The sequence below is a fragment of the Microbacterium sp. ARD31 genome (assembly GCF_031844425.1).
Map to the genome: position 1 here is coordinate 76,042 of NZ_JAUZVE010000027.1, position 13,472 is coordinate 89,513.

Consider the following 13,472-nt stretch of genomic DNA (forward strand, 5'->3'; position numbering starts at 1 on the left):
TAACCGCATGCGCCCGGGCGGCGTGCGCCGCTACGGTCGCGGCGTGGTCGACATCGAGCAGATCAACCCACGCAACGAGGCGGCGCTGCGCGCCTGGTGGGAGGTAGGGCACGCCGCGACGTCGTACCGCCCCGGCAAGCCGTGGCCGGTGTGGGAGCAGAGCCGGGTCGCCCTGCCCGCCGAGAACCCCGAGCGCGGCATCACCCTGATCGGCGCCATCGACGGTCGCGAGATGGTCGGCGCCGGCCTGCTCACGCGCACCCTGCGCGACAACCTCCACTCCGCCATGGCGTTCGCCTACACGCGCCCCGACCGCGTGCGCGAGGGGATCGGCCGGCGCCTGGTGGGGGAGCTCGAGGTCGTCGCCGCCGGCGACGGGCGCACGACCGTGCAGAGCGAGGCCTACCTCCCACCGGGGGGCTCCGGCGTCCCCGAGGCGTTCGCCAGGGCCCTGGAGTACGACGTCGCCAGCCGCGAGTCGATCAAGGAGCTGACGCTCAGCGACTACCGCGCCCGCCGCGACGCGCTCGCCGCGGCGGCCCCGGTGCCCGACGGCTACCGCGTCATCACCTTCGACACCGTCTGCCCCGAGGAGCACCTCGAGTCCTTCGGCCGGCTGCTCGGGATGCTGATGTCCGAGGTGCCGCTCGGCGAGCTCGACCTCGAGGACTCGGAGTGGAGCCCGGAGCGGATCCGCGACGCCGAGCAGCGGCAGGTGGCGATCGGCCGGCACGTGCAGACGGCCATGGCCCTCGCTCCCGACGGCACCGTGGCCGGCGTGTCCGACGTGCGCGTCGACGACAGCGACCCGGCGTACGGGCAAGTCGGGATCACGCTCGTCGACCCGGTCCACCGCGGCCGCCGGCTGGGGCTCGCGTTGAAGGTCGCCACCCACGACCTGGCGGTGGCGACGTACCCGGAGCTGGTCACCGTCGACACCTCCAACGCCGAGGTGAACACCCACATGAACGCAGTGAACGAGGCGCTCGGCTACCGGACCATCGAGACGCTGCTGGAGCTGCAGAAGAAGCTGTGATCAGCGGGCGTCGAGTGCGGCGTCGTAGCCCTCGCGGGAGGCGAGGATCTGGGTCAGGTGGGTCTCGGCCCAGTCCGTGAGCATCGCGATCGGCGCGGTCAGGGAGGCGCCGAGGGCGGTCAGCTCGTAGTCCACGCGCGGGGGCACCTGGGCGTGGACCGTGCGGGTGAGCAGGCCGTCGCGCTCCATCGCGCGCAGCGTCTGCGTGAGCACCTTCGGTGCGACCCCGCCGATGCGGGCGCGCACCTCGGTGAAGCGCAGCGGTCCGTCCTCCAGCGCGCCGATGACGAGCACCGTCCACTTGTCGCCGATGCGGTCGAGCACGACCCGGGTCGGGCAGTCGGGGTCGAAGGCGTCGCCGCGGTCCATGGTTACCACGAGGTACTCATATCACGTTGAAGTCATCAGTTACCAGTGGTTACTGTCCAGCGCTGACAGCAGACCACCTCTCACGAAGGACTCCCCATGAAGATCGCAGTGTTCGGCGCCACCGGCATGGTCGGCTCACGCATCGCCGGCGAGGCCGAGGCCCGCGGCCACGAGGTCACCGCGCTGAGCCGCTCGACGGGCGCCGACATGGCCGACGCCGCCACGGTGCACGAGGCCGCCGCCTCCCACGACGTCATCGTCTCCGCCACCGGCCCGAGCCGCACCGGCGAGTCGCACGAGCCCTGGCTCGCCTCGGTCAGCACCCTCATCCAGAACGCCGGTGACGCGCGGGTCCTCTTCGTCGGCGGTGCCGGCTCGCTGCTGACCCCCGACGGCACCCGGCTGCTCGACTCCGAGGGGTTCCCGGAGGAGTACAAGGCAGAGGCCTCCTCCGGTGCCGCCGCCCTCGAGCTGTTCCGCGCCGCGCCCGACGCCGTCGACTGGACCTTCGTGAGCCCGTCGCCGGTCATCGCACCGGGCGAGCGCACCGGCAGCTACGCCACCGCGCTCGACACCCCGGCCGGCGACTTCGTCTCCGCCGAGGACTACGCCGCTGCCCTGGTCGACGAGATCGAGGAGCCGCAGCACCGCCGCCAGCGCTTCACCGTCGCCAGCGTCTGAGCAGCCGGGGCGTCCGGACAAGGGGGCTGTGGACCCCTCACATTCCGCCGGCCGGTGCCGACAGGAGGAGTGGACCGTACGGGCGGCGAGCCGCCCGTACGGCCCATCCAGTCCAGCACCGACGCCCCCGGAAGACCTCAGCGATGACGCACCTCCTCGGCCCTGCCTCCCTGCTCGCCTGCCTCGCGATCACGCTGCCCTCCACGGCAGCTGCATCCCTGGACGCCGCCGCGCCCGGTGCGGGCGTCGTCACCGAGAAGACCAGGGCGAAGAAGGCCGAGAAGGCGACGAAGTCCTCCGACCTGCTCGTCGGAAACGGCCGCGCCAACCGCATCAGCGGGTGGTCCGGCAACGACACCATCAAGGGCAGGGGCGGCGACGACCGCCTCGCGGGCAACGCCGACCACGACGCCCTCCACGGCGACGGCGGCGACGACGCGCTGCGGGGCGAGCAGGGCAACGACCTCCTGCGGGGCGGCCCCGGCCGCGACCTGCTCGACGGCCACGAGGGCCACGACACCCTCCAGGGCGAGGCAGGCGACGACACCCTCAACGCCGGAACGGGCGACGACGTCGTCCACGGCGACGACGGCAACGACACCATCAGCGGGCACCAGGGTGCCGACCAGGTCTGGGGCGGGGCCGGTGACGACGTCGTCGACGCCTACTGGGACGACGACGTCGTCCACGGCGAGGACGGCCGCGACACGATCAACGGCTCCGAGGGCGACGACGTCATCTTCGGCGGCCCCGGCGACGACAACCTCCCCGACCACTCCGGCACGGTCGGACCCGGTGGCAAGCACGGACCGGGCGGGCTCTTCGGTGGCCCCGGCAACGACCAGGTCCATGGCGAGGACGGCAACGACTTCGTCTCCGGCCACGACGGCGACGACGTGCTCGACGCCGGCACCGGCAACGACCAGCTCTCGGGCGGCAGCGGCAACGACCTCCTGGTCGACGGCACCGGCGACGACGTCGTCAAGGGCGACGAGGGCGACGACGTCCTCCTCCTCGGCGAGGGCGCGGACAAGGTCTGGCCCGAGGAGGGCAACGACGTCGTCTACCTCTTCGACGACGGGCAACCCGACGTCATCCGCTGCGACGACATGGACACCGACGCCCAGCGGGCGAACGCCGGGCTCGCCGACCAGGTGCTCTACATCGGGCCCCGGGATCCCCGCGACGTCGTCTGGGACTCCTGCGAGACAGTGCAGTCCATCGCGTACCTGCCCGCCGGGTGGCCCTACGGTCCGGTCGGCGGCGTCGCCGGCTGAGCTCAGAGCTTGCGGAGGCGGACGTACCTCACCGAGTGGTCGGCGTCCTTGCGGAGCACGAGGTTGGCGCGCGAGCGGGTGGGGGCGACGTTCTGCACGAGGTTGGGCTCGTTGATGGAGTCCCAGATCCGGGTGGCCTGGTCGACCGCCTCGTCGTGCGACAGCGCGGCGTACTTGCGGAAGTACGACGCCGGGTCGCGGAAGGCCGTCTCCCGCAGCCGCAGGAAGCGGTCGACGTACCAGCGCTTGATGTCGGTGAGGGCGGCGTCGACGTAGACGGAGAAGTCGAAGAAGTCGCTGACGGCCAGGCCGGTGCGCCCGTCGTCGCGCATCCGCGCCGGCTGCAGCACGTTGAGGCCCTCGATGATGACGATGTCGGGCCGCTTGACGACCACCTTCTCGTCCGGCAGGACGTCGTAGACGAGGTGGGAGTAGATCGGTGCCTCGACCTCGTCGCGTCCGGACTTGATGTCGATGACGAACTTCAGCAGCGCCTTGCGGTCGTAGGACTCCGGGAACCCCTTGCGGTGGAGGATCCCGCGACGCTCGAGCTCGGCGTTGGGCAGCAGGAAGCCGTCGGTCGTGACCAGCGCGACGTTGGGGTGCTCGGGCCAGTGCGCCAGCATCTGCTGGAGCACGCGGGCGGTGGTGGACTTGCCCACGGCCACCGACCCGGCGAGGCCGATCACGAACGGCGTGCGCGGCGGAGTGACCCGGTGCAGGAACTCCTCCTGCTCGCGGTGCAGTCGCGAGTTCGCGGCGACGTACAGGCTGAGCAGGCGCGAGAGCGGGAGGTAGACCTGCTCGATCTCGCGCAGGTCGAGCGCGTCGCCGAGGCCGCGCAGCCGGGCGATCTCGTCGGGGGTCAGGACGGTCTCCGCGGTCCCCGCGAGCTTGGCCCACGCGGCCCGCTCGAGCTCGACGTAGGGGGAGGCCTCGAACCTCGCCGAGCCGTTCGAGGGGCCGCCCGGGGAGCTGCCCTGGACGGGCGAGGGGACCTCGGACATGGGTGCGATTGTGGCACCGCGGCGCGATGCGGCCGTGCAGCGGCCTGCCGATAGACTTCGCGGCCATGTGCGGAATCGTGGGATACGTCGGTGCCAAGCCTGCCGAAGGCGTGGTGATCGAAGGCCTGCGACGGCTCGAGTACCGCGGCTACGACTCCGCCGGCATCGCCCTCGTCGACGACGGCACGATCGTCAGCGACAAGCGCGCCGGCAAGCTGGCCAACCTCGAGAAGGCGATCGCCGACGCGCCGCTGCCCCCCGTGACGACCGGCATCGGGCACACCCGCTGGGCCACCCACGGCGCGCCGACCGACCGCAACGCCCACCCGCACGTGGGCCGGGCCCGCCGGGTCGCGCTGGTGCACAACGGCATCATCGAGAACTTCGCCGAGCTGCGCTCCCGGCTGGAGTCGCAGGGCGTGGAGATGGCCTCCGACACCGACACCGAGGTCGCGGCCCACCTGCTCGAGGAGCAGCTCGAGGCGGGCGCCGACCTCACCGTCGCGATGCAGACCGTGTGCCGCGGCCTCGAGGGCGCCTTCACGCTCGTCGCCGTCGACGCCCAGGACCCGGACCGCGTGGTCGCGGCCCGCCGCAACAGCCCGCTCGTGGTGGGGATCGGCGAGGGTGAGAACTTCCTCGGCTCCGACGTCGCCGCCTTCATCGAGCACACCCGCGAGGCCATGGAGCTCGGCCAGGACCAGGTCGTCACCATCACCCGCGAGGGCGTCAGCGTCTCCGGCTTCGACGGCACGCCGGCAGAGGGCACCCGCTACCACGTCGACTGGGACCTGTCGGCCGCCGAGAAGGACGGCCACGACTGGTTCATGCGCAAGGAGATCTTCGAGCAGCCGCGCGCCGTGGCCGACTCGCTCCTCGGCCGCCGCAGCCCCGAGGGCCTGCTCCAGCTCGACGAGATGCGCCTGTCCGACCAGGACCTCCGCGACATCGACAAGATCATCATCATCGCGGCCGGCACGTCGTTCTACGCCGGCATGGTGGCCAAGTACGCCATCGAGCACTGGTGCCGCATCCCGGTCGAGGTCGAGCTCGCCAGCGAGTTCCGCTACCGCGACCCGATCCTCACGTCCTCGACCCTCGTCGTCGCGATCAGCCAGTCCGGCGAGACCGCCGACACCCTTCAGGCCATCCGCCACGCCCGCGTGCAGCGGTCCAAGGTGCTGGCGATCTGCAACACCAACGGCTCGACCATCCCCCGCGAGTCCGACGGCGTCATCTACACCCACGCCGGCCCGGAGATCGGGGTCGCCTCGACGAAGGGGTTCCTCACCCAGCTGGTCGCCTGCTACCTGCTGGCGCTCTACCTCGCGCAGGTCAAGGGCACCCGCTACGGCGACGAGATCGGCGAGGTGATGGACCAGCTCGACCAGATGCCCGGCCACGTCGAGAGGGTCCTCGGCAAGGCCGAGGAGGTCTACGCGCTGGCCCGCGACCACGTCGACAGCCGCTCGGTCCTCTTCCTCGGCCGCCACGCCGGCTACCCCGTCGCCCTCGAGGGCGCGCTCAAGCTCAAGGAGATCGCCTACCTCCACGCCGAGGGCTTCGCCGCCGGCGAGCTCAAGCACGGCCCCATCGCGCTGGTCGAGGAGGGCCTGCCGATCCTGTGCGTCGTGCCGCCCCGCGGCCGCGACCAGCTCCACGACAAGATGCTCAGCGGCATCCAGGAGGTGCGCGCCCGCGGCGCCCGCACCCTCTGCCTGGCCGAGGAGGGCGACACCACGATCGAGCCCTACGCCGACGTGCTGTTCACGCTGCCCCAGGTCCCGGTGCTGCTCCAGCCGCTGGTCGCGGTGGTCCCGTTGCAGCTCTTCGCGTGCGAGCTGGCCTCACAGCTCGGCCACGACGTGGACCAGCCCCGCAACCTCGCCAAGTCCGTCACCGTCGAGTAGCGCGTCCGGAGAGGAGCGGCACATGCCGGTCATCGGCGTCGGCATCGACGTGGTCGACATCGACCGCTTCGTGCAGTCCCTCGAGCGCACGCCGTCGCTGCGCGCGCGGCTGTTCACCGCGTCCGAGGCGACCCGGCCGCCGGCGTCGCTCGCCGCCCGGTTCGCGGCCAAGGAGGCGATGGCGAAGGCGCTCGGCGCCCCGACCGGGATGGGCTGGCACGACGCCGAGATCGTCTCCGAGGAGACGGGCCGTCCGCGCTTCGAGATCCGGGGCACCGTCGCCGCGCGCGCCGAGGCACTGGGCGTGGCGCACGTGCACGTCTCGCTCTCGCACGACGCGGGGATCGCCTCCGCCGTCGTCGTGCTGGAGGGCTGAGCGCGTGCTGCGCGCCCACACCGTCGAGCAGGTACGCCGTGCGGAGCAGGCCGCGATGGCCGCGCTGCCCGACGGAGCCCTGATGCAGCGTGCCGCAGCCGGCCTGGCGACCGCCGTGGTCGACCTCCTCGGCGGCGCCTACGGCCGCCGGGTGCTGCTGCTCGTCGGAGCAGGCGACAACGGCGGCGACGCGCTGTGGGCCGGCGCGCGGCTGGCCGCCCGCGGCGCACGCGTGGAGGCGCTGCTGCTGTCCGAGCACGCCCACGACGGCGGCCTGGCCGCGCTCCGGGCCGCGGGAGGGTGGGCCACCCGCGCGCTCGACGAGCTGGGCGACCCCGAGGTGGTGCTCGACGGCATCGTCGGCATCGGTGGACGCCCCGGCCTGCGCCCGGACGCCGTGGCCGCGCTGGAGCGCTTCGCCGCCGTGCCGGTGGTCGCGGTCGACGTGCCGTCGGGCGTCGACGTGGACACCGGCGAGCTCGACGGACCCCACGTGCGCGCCAACCTGACCGTCACCTTCGGCACCCACAAGGTCGCCCACCTCGTCGACCCGGCCGCCGCGGCCTCCGGGTCGCTGCACCTCGTGGACATCGGCCTCGACCTCCCCGACACGGCCGTGGAGGCCCTGCAGCCCGACGACGTGCGCGCCCTGCTGCCCCGCCCCGGGCCCGACGCCCAGAAGTACACCCGAGGCGTGGTCGGCGTCCGGGCCGGCTCGGCCACCTACCCGGGCGCGGCGCTGCTCGCCGTCGCCGGGGCCGGGTCCGGTCTGGTCGGCATGGTGCGCTACGTCGGCCCGGACGCCGTCGCCGACCGGGTGCGGACCGCCCACCCCGAGGTCGTGGGGGAGGGTCGCGTGCAGGCGTGGGTCGTCGGGCCCGGCGGGGGCGACGACGCCGCCGACATGCTCGCGGCCGCGCGTGCCGACGACGTACCCCTGGTGGTCGACGCCGACGCGCTGCGCCACGTGGACGGTCCGCTGCCCGGTGCCGTGCTGACCCCGCACGCCGGCGAGCTGGCCGCGATGCTCGAGGTCGCCCGCGAGGAGGTCGAGGCGCGTCCGCTCGAGCACGTGCGGGCCGCCGCGCAGCGGTGGGGGTGTGTGGTGCTGCTCAAGGGCCACCACACGCTCGTCGCCGACCCCGCCGGGCGGGTGCGGGTGACCACCACCGGCGTCCCGTGGCTGGCCACCGCCGGTGCGGGCGACGTGCTCGCCGGGCTCGTCGGCGCCCTGCTCGCCGCGGGCCTCGACCCCTTCGACGCGGCGTCGGTCGGGTCGTGGGTCCACGGTGCCGCCGCCACCGAGGCCGCGGGCGGCGGACCGCTGACCGCCAGCCGCGTCGCGGTCCAGCTCCCGCGGCTGGTGCGCGAGACGCTCGCCGCCCCCCGGTCGAGGTCTTTGCGATGATCGGGCCCATGTCCGATCCCGTGCCGCAGCGCGCCGAGATCGTCGTCGACGTCGCCGCGATCCGCCACAACGTGCGGATCCTCAAGGACCTCGTCTCCGTCGACGGCCCGGTCCAGCTGATGACGGTGGTCAAGGCCGACGGCTACGGCCACGGCATGGCCGAGGCGGCCGCCGCCGCCCGCGACGGCGGTGCGGACTGGCTGGGGGTCGCCACCCTCGACGAGGCGCTCGCGCTGCGCGCGGCCGGCGACCGCGGCCCGCTGCTCTGCTGGCTCACCGCACCGGGCGCGGACTTCGCGGCCGCCGTCGCCGCGGGGGTCGAGGTGACGGCGTACTCCGTCGCGGAGCTCGACGAGGTGGCCGCCGTCGGCGGTGCGCGGGTGCAGCTCAAGGTCGACACGGGCCTGTCCCGCGGCGGTGCTGCGCGGGCGGACTGGGAGGCGCTGTTCGCGGCCGCGGCGGCCCACGAGGCCGCCGGCCGGGTGCGGGTGACCGGCCTGTGGTCGCACCTCGCGGCCAGCGACGAGCCGGGCCACCCGGCGAACGACGCCCAGGAGTCGGCCTTCCGCGAGGCGCTGCGGCTCGCGGCCGAGGCCGGGCTCGACCCGGAGGTGACCCACCTCGCCAACTCGGCGGCGGCGATCCTGCGCCCCTCCGCCCACTTCGACCTGGTGCGCTGCGGCATCGCGTCCTACGGCCTCGACCCCGCACCCGGCGTGAGCCCGCGGCTCGGCCTCCGGCCGGCGATGACCGTGCGCGCCCCGCTGCTGATGAGCAAGGCCGTGCGCGCCGGCGACGGCGTCTCCTACGGCCACACCTGGCACGCCGAGGAGGACACCACCGTGGGCGTGGTGCCCGTCGGGTACGCCGAGGGCGTCCCGCGGGCTGCCGGCAACGCCGCGTCGGTGTGGGTGCAGGACGACCGGCGCCCGATCCGCGGGCGCGTGTGCATGGACCAGCTCGTCGTCGACCTCGACGGGGAGCTGCCGCCACCGGGCACCGAGGTCGTGCTCTTCGGCCCGGGTGACCTCGGCGAGCCCACCGCCCAGGACTGGGCGGACGCCGTCGGCACCATCAGCTACGAGATCGTGACCCGGATCGGCGGCAGGTTCGCTCGCCGGTTCGTCGACACCGAGGCGACCGAGGACGACGCCCCCGGTGACGCCCCTGAGGACCTGGAAGGAACCACCCGTTGAGCATCAAGGGCCGCATCTTCGGCTCCGTCGTCGGTGCCGCCGGTCTGGCCGCGGCCGCCGGCGCGGTCGGCATCGCCCGGCAGAACCGCATCATCGGCAACCGCGCGGCGGGGGAGCACGTCGCGTTCGGCGAGCTGCACAGCCCGGCGCGGGTGGTCGTGGCCGACGACGCCCTCGATCTCCACGTGGAGATCGACGAGCCCGCCGACTTCGGCGGCCGGCCGTCGACCGACGACGACCTGACCGTCATGTTCGTGCACGGCTACTCGCTGAACCTCGACTGCTGGCACTTCCAGCGCGCGGCCTACCGCGGCCAGGTCCGCACGGTCTTCTACGACCAGCGCAGCCACGGCCGCTCGGCGCGCTCCGAGGAGGACCACTGCACGATCGAGCAGCTCGGGCACGACCTCCGGCGCGTCATCGAGGACACGGTGCCGGGCCGGTGCGTCGTCGTGGGGCACTCGATGGGCGGGATGAGCATCGTCTCCCTCGCCGAGCACTACCCCGAGCTCTTCGGCGACAAGGTCGTCGGTGCCGCCCTGATCTCCACGACGGCGGGCGGCCTCGACCCGGGGCGCATCCTGTTCCCGATGCTGCCGCTCGGCCTCGGCGGCCGCTTCGTCGGCCGGGCGGTGCGCACCCTCGACATCGGTCACCTGCTCGTCGACCAGGCCCGCAAGTGGGGGCACGCGGTCGCCGACGTGGTGACCGACCGCTACGCCTTCGGCGACGACGTGCCGGCGAGCATGGTCGAGTTCGTCTACTCGATGCTCAACTCGACGCCCTTCGCCGTGGTCGCGGACTTCTACCCGGCCTTCGCGACCCTCGACAAGTTCGAGCACCTCGAGCCGCTCGGGCGCGTCCCCACGTCGGTCATCTGCGGCACCGAGGACAAGATCACCGGGGTCGGGCACAGCCGCAAGCTGCACAGCCGGATCCCGGGCTCCAGCCTCCTGGAGTGCGAGGGCGCCGGGCACATGGTGCTGCTCGAGCGCCACAAGGACGTCACCGCCGAGCTCGACGACCTGCTCTCGCTCGCGCAGGGGAGGGTGGCGTCGTGAGCATCGTCGTACGACGAGTCGGACCCGAGGCGGCCGCGGAGGTGCTGGCCGTGGTGCAGGAGGCATTCGGAGCCCGCCCGCCGCTCGACCCGCCGGCCGACGCGCTCGGCGAGGACGAGGCCTCGATCGCCCGCCTGCTGTCGGTGCGCGGAGGTCTGCTCGCCACGCTCGACGGCGAGCCCGTCGGCTGCGTCGTGCTCGACGTCCGCGACGACGTGATGGTGCTGCGGCGCTTCGGCGTGACGCCGCGGGCCCAGGGCATGGGTGTCGCCACCGCCCTCGTCGAGGCTGCCGTCGACGCCGCCACGGGTCGCTCGGCGGTCGTGGTGGTCGCCCGCGAGGAGCTGCCCGGGACCGTCGGCTTCTGGGAACGGCACGACTTCGTCGTCACCGGCCGGTCCAGCCCCTACGTCGAGCTCTCGCTCTGGCTCGGGACCACCTTCGACGCCCCGGACGCCGAGACCATGCGCGCGCTCGGCGAGCGCGTCGGGGCCAGCCTGGTCGCCGGCGACCTCGTCGTGCTGACCGGGGAGCTGGGCGCCGGGAAGACGACGTTCACCCAGGGGCTCGGGGAGGGGCTGCAGGTGCGCGGCGGGGTCACCTCGCCGACGTTCGTCATCGCCCGCGTCCACCCCTCGCTGGTCGGTGGCCCCGACCTGGTGCACGTCGACGCCTACCGCCTCGGCGGTCTCGACGAGCTCGACGACCTGGACCTCGACACCTCGCTCGACACCGCGGTCACCGTGGTCGAGTGGGGCGCGGGGCTGGCCGAGGGCCTCGCCGACGCCCGCCTCGAGGTCGTCATCGAGCGCACGGTGGGGCACGCCCCGGACGACGAGGCGCTCGACCCCCGCCGCGTTTCCCTCCGCTGGGTCGTCGGGAAGTAGCCTCGTCGCCGTGCTCCTCGCCTTCGACACCGCGACGCCGCTGGTGACCGTCGCCCTCCACGACGGTGACCGCGTGGTGGTCGAGCACTCCTCCGAGCAGCCGATGAAGCACGGCGAGCACCTCGCACCGCTGATCGCGCGCGCGATGGACGACGCCGGCATCGTCCGGCAGGACCTCACCGCGATCGCCGTCGGCGTGGGGCCGGGGCCGTTCACCGGGCTGCGCGTCGGCGTCGTCACCGCCCGCACCCTCGGCTTCGTGCTGGACGTCCCCGTCTACGGCGTGTGCTCCCTCGACGTGATCGCGCTGGAGGCCGTCGGGACCGGCGCGGCCGGCGGCAGCTTCCTGGTCGCCACCGACGCGCGGCGCAAGGAGGTCTACCTCGCGTCGTACGACGCCGACGGCGCGCGCCTCGAGGGCCCCGTCGTCACCCGTCCGGCCGACGTCGCGACCTCCGTCGAAGTGGCCGGTGCCGGACCCGGCCTCTACCCTGAGGCGTTCCCCCACGCGATCGCCCCCGACCGGCCCAGTGCCGGGTGGATGGCCCACGGCGTGAGCGCCGAGCTGGTGGAGCTGCTCGACCCCGAACCCCTCTACCTCCGGCGTCCCGACGCGGTCGCCGGCGCACCCAGAAAGCCTGTGTCGTGATCCGTCCCGCCACCCTGGCCGACCTCCCGGCCCTCACCGCCCTCGAGCAGGAGCTGTTCGGGATCGACGCGTGGGGCGAGGAGCTGGTGCGCCAGGAGATCGAGGGGCCGGGTCGGCGGTTCCTGGTCGCCGAGGACCTCTCCGGCTACGCCGTGACGATGACGGCCGGCGACATCGTCGACCTGCTCCGCATCGCCGTGCGGCCGGAGTCGCGTCGCACCGGCGTCGCCTCCGCCCTGCTCGACGCGGCCCTGGCCGACACCGAGGGCGCCTCACGGATGCTGCTGGAGGTGAGCGTGCGCAACGCCGAGGCCCTCGGCTTCTACGTCGCCCGCCAGTTCAGCGTGATCGACGTCCGCCCCCACTACTACCGCGACGGCTCCGAGGCGCTGGTCATGTGCCGGTGGCTCCCCGGGGCCGCACGCCAGCAGACCGAGACGACCCATGACTGACGAGCCGCTCGTCCTCGGGATCGAGACCTCCTGCGACGAGACGGGGGTCGGGATCGTCCGGGGCCACACGCTGCTGGCCGACACGGTCGCGAGCAGCGTGGAGGAGCACGCCCGGTTCGGCGGCGTGGTGCCGGAGGTCGCCAGCCGTGCGCACCTCGAGGCGATGGTGCCCACGATCGAGCGCGCCGCCGAGACGGCCGGGATCGCGCTCACCGACATCGACGCCGTGGCGGTCACCAGCGGGCCGGGCCTCGCGGGAGCGCTGCTCGTCGGCGTGGCCAGCGCCAAGGCGCTCGCCCTGGGTCTCGGCAAGCCGATCTACGGCGTCAACCACCTCGCCGCGCACGTCGCGGTCGACCAGCTCGAGCACGGGCCGCTGCCCGAGCCGTGCCTGGCGATGCTCGTCTCGGGCGGGCACTCCAGCCTGCTCGAGGTCACCGACGTGACCGTCGGCGTCGAGCCGATGGGCGCCACGATCGACGACGCGGCCGGCGAGGCCTTCGACAAGGTGGCCCGGCTCCTCGGCCTGCCGTTCCCCGGCGGTCCCCACATCGACAAGGCCGCGCGCAGCGGCAACAGCGTCGCCATCGACTTCCCGCGCGGCCTCACCAGCCGCCGCGACCTCGAGCGGCACCGCTTCGACTTCTCCTTCTCCGGGCTCAAGACCGCCGTCGCGCGCTGGGTGGAGACCCAGCAGCGCGAGGGCGTCTCGATCGACGTCAACGACGTCGCCGCGTCCTTCCAGGAGGCGGTGTGCGACGTGCTCACCCGCAAGGCGATCGACGCCGCGTCGAGCCGGGGCATCGACGACATCCTCATCGGCGGCGGCGTGGCCGCCAACAGCCGCCTGCGGGCGATGGCAGAGGAGCGCGCGGCGGCCCGGGGCATCCGCGTCCGGGTGCCGCGACCGGGCCTGTGCACCGACAACGGGGCCATGGTCGCCGCGCTGGGCGCCGAGCTCGTCGCGCGCGGTCGTACGCCGTCGCTGCTGGACCTGCCGGCCGACTCCTCGCAGCCGATCACGACCGTCGTCGCCTGAGCGCTCCCGTCAGTCGAGCACGCCGGGAGCGACGTCGTCGTCACCGAGCCAGTCCTGGTCGTAGACCAGGCTGTCGCGCTCGGTCGCGTCGCGCTCGCCCTTGCGACCACCACGACCGCCGGCA

General features: G+C 73.6%; 14 protein-coding genes and 1 pseudogene. 13 read left to right on the forward strand and 2 right to left on the reverse strand.

The genetic code is table 11. From position 1 onward, the window contains the following. Positions 1-7 precede the first annotated feature (7 nt). Entirely contained in the window at positions 8-1,036 is a 1,029-nt protein-coding gene (locus tag Q9S36_RS35915) for a hypothetical protein (RefSeq protein ID WP_311289578.1), read from the forward strand. Here Q9S36_RS35915 and Q9S36_RS35920 read toward each other — a convergent pair whose 3' ends face one another. Then, entirely contained in the window at positions 1,037-1,405 is a 369-nt protein-coding gene (locus tag Q9S36_RS35920; RefSeq protein ID WP_311289591.1) for a helix-turn-helix domain-containing protein, read from the reverse strand. 96 nt (positions 1,406-1,501) lie between these two features. On the opposite strand from Q9S36_RS35920, the gene Q9S36_RS35925 reads away from it, so the two are divergent. After that, on the forward strand, positions 1,502-2,086 hold the full coding sequence (locus Q9S36_RS35925) for an NAD(P)H-binding protein (RefSeq protein WP_311289579.1): 585 nt from the start codon (positions 1,502-1,504) through the stop codon (positions 2,084-2,086). Between the two features lie 143 nt (positions 2,087-2,229). Continuing rightward, on the forward strand, positions 2,230-3,363 hold the full coding sequence (locus Q9S36_RS35930) for a calcium-binding protein (RefSeq protein WP_311289580.1): 1,134 nt from the start codon (positions 2,230-2,232) through the stop codon (positions 3,361-3,363). Between the two features lie 2 nt (positions 3,364-3,365). Here the strand turns inward: Q9S36_RS35930 and coaA are convergent, their stop codons facing one another. Further along, complete coding sequence (gene coaA / locus Q9S36_RS35935; RefSeq protein ID WP_311289581.1) at positions 3,366-4,370, reverse strand: type I pantothenate kinase; 1,005 nt, start codon at positions 4,368-4,370, stop codon at positions 3,366-3,368. A 65-nt stretch (positions 4,371-4,435) separates the two neighbouring features. Here coaA and glmS point away from each other — a divergent pair, with 65 nt between their 5' ends. The 10 genes and pseudogenes from glmS to tsaD all read left to right on the forward strand — a co-directional run bounded on the left by glmS (position 4,436) and on the right by tsaD (position 13,348). Next, positions 4,436-6,280: a glutamine--fructose-6-phosphate transaminase (isomerizing) gene (gene glmS / locus Q9S36_RS35940; RefSeq protein WP_311289582.1), complete on the forward strand. Its 1,845-nt coding sequence runs from the start codon at positions 4,436-4,438 to the stop codon at positions 6,278-6,280. 22 nt (positions 6,281-6,302) lie between these two features. Next, the gene (locus Q9S36_RS35945) at positions 6,303-6,656 is read left to right on the forward strand and encodes a holo-ACP synthase (protein WP_311289583.1); all 354 of its coding nucleotides are present in this window, start codon (positions 6,303-6,305) and stop codon (positions 6,654-6,656) included. A 4-nt stretch (positions 6,657-6,660) separates the two neighbouring features. After that, the gene (locus Q9S36_RS35950; RefSeq protein ID WP_311289584.1) at positions 6,661-8,064 is read left to right on the forward strand and encodes an NAD(P)H-hydrate dehydratase; all 1,404 of its coding nucleotides are present in this window, start codon (positions 6,661-6,663) and stop codon (positions 8,062-8,064) included. 8 nt (positions 8,065-8,072) lie between these two features. Further along, a complete protein-coding gene (gene alr / locus Q9S36_RS35955) occupies positions 8,073-9,260 on the forward strand; it encodes an alanine racemase (RefSeq protein WP_311289585.1) in 1,188 nt (395 codons plus the stop codon). Then, entirely contained in the window at positions 9,257-10,321 is a 1,065-nt protein-coding gene (locus Q9S36_RS35960; RefSeq protein ID WP_311289587.1) for an alpha/beta hydrolase, read from the forward strand. The genes alr and Q9S36_RS35960 overlap by 4 nt, the downstream gene beginning before the upstream one ends. A 143-nt stretch (positions 10,322-10,464) precedes the next feature. Beyond that, positions 10,465-10,695, forward strand: a pseudogene (locus tag Q9S36_RS35965) (GNAT family N-acetyltransferase); the annotation flags it as partial. A gap of 90 nt (positions 10,696-10,785) precedes the next feature. Continuing rightward, on the forward strand, positions 10,786-11,208 hold the full coding sequence (gene tsaE / locus Q9S36_RS35970; RefSeq protein WP_396653910.1) for a tRNA (adenosine(37)-N6)-threonylcarbamoyltransferase complex ATPase subunit type 1 TsaE: 423 nt from the start codon (positions 10,786-10,788) through the stop codon (positions 11,206-11,208). 10 nt (positions 11,209-11,218) lie between these two features. Then, positions 11,219-11,857 carry a tRNA (adenosine(37)-N6)-threonylcarbamoyltransferase complex dimerization subunit type 1 TsaB gene (tsaB, locus tag Q9S36_RS35975; RefSeq protein ID WP_311289588.1) on the forward strand — a complete coding sequence of 213 codons (639 nt, stop codon included), beginning with the start codon at positions 11,219-11,221 and terminating at the stop codon, positions 11,855-11,857. Further along, positions 11,854-12,309 (forward strand): GNAT family N-acetyltransferase, encoded by a 456-nt coding sequence (locus tag Q9S36_RS35980; protein ID WP_311289589.1) that lies wholly within the window; start codon positions 11,854-11,856, stop codon positions 12,307-12,309. Before tsaB ends, Q9S36_RS35980 begins: the two co-directional genes overlap by 4 nt. Beyond that, positions 12,302-13,348 (forward strand): tRNA (adenosine(37)-N6)-threonylcarbamoyltransferase complex transferase subunit TsaD, encoded by a 1,047-nt coding sequence (gene tsaD / locus Q9S36_RS35985; protein WP_311289590.1) that lies wholly within the window; start codon positions 12,302-12,304, stop codon positions 13,346-13,348. Before Q9S36_RS35980 ends, tsaD begins: the two co-directional genes overlap by 8 nt. Positions 13,349-13,472: the final 124 nt, after the last annotated feature.

What these genes read in the sequence shown, in the direction of transcription:
- Q9S36_RS35930 (WP_311289580.1), top strand. Translation starts at nt 2,230, where the DNA reads ATGACGCACCTCCTCGGCCCTGCCTCCCTGCTCGCCTGCCTCGCGATC.
- glmS (WP_311289582.1), top strand. Translation starts at nt 4,436, where the DNA reads ATGTGCGGAATCGTGGGATACGTCGGTGCCAAGCCTGCCGAAGGCGTG.
- tsaD (WP_311289590.1), top strand. Translation starts at nt 12,302, where the DNA reads ATGACTGACGAGCCGCTCGTCCTCGGGATCGAGACCTCCTGCGACGAG.
- Q9S36_RS35945 (WP_311289583.1), top strand. Translation starts at nt 6,303, where the DNA reads ATGCCGGTCATCGGCGTCGGCATCGACGTGGTCGACATCGACCGCTTC.
- Q9S36_RS35925 (WP_311289579.1), top strand. Translation starts at nt 1,502, where the DNA reads ATGAAGATCGCAGTGTTCGGCGCCACCGGCATGGTCGGCTCACGCATC.
- Q9S36_RS35915 (WP_311289578.1), top strand. Translation starts at nt 8, where the DNA reads ATGCGCCCGGGCGGCGTGCGCCGCTACGGTCGCGGCGTGGTCGACATC.
- coaA (WP_311289581.1), bottom strand. Translation starts at nt 4,370, where the DNA reads ATGTCCGAGGTCCCCTCGCCCGTCCAGGGCAGCTCCCCGGGCGGCCCC.
- alr (WP_311289585.1), top strand. Translation starts at nt 8,073, where the DNA reads ATGTCCGATCCCGTGCCGCAGCGCGCCGAGATCGTCGTCGACGTCGCC.
- tsaE (WP_396653910.1), top strand. Translation starts at nt 10,786, where the DNA reads ATGCGCGCGCTCGGCGAGCGCGTCGGGGCCAGCCTGGTCGCCGGCGAC.
- Q9S36_RS35920 (WP_311289591.1), bottom strand. Translation starts at nt 1,405, where the DNA reads ATGGACCGCGGCGACGCCTTCGACCCCGACTGCCCGACCCGGGTCGTG.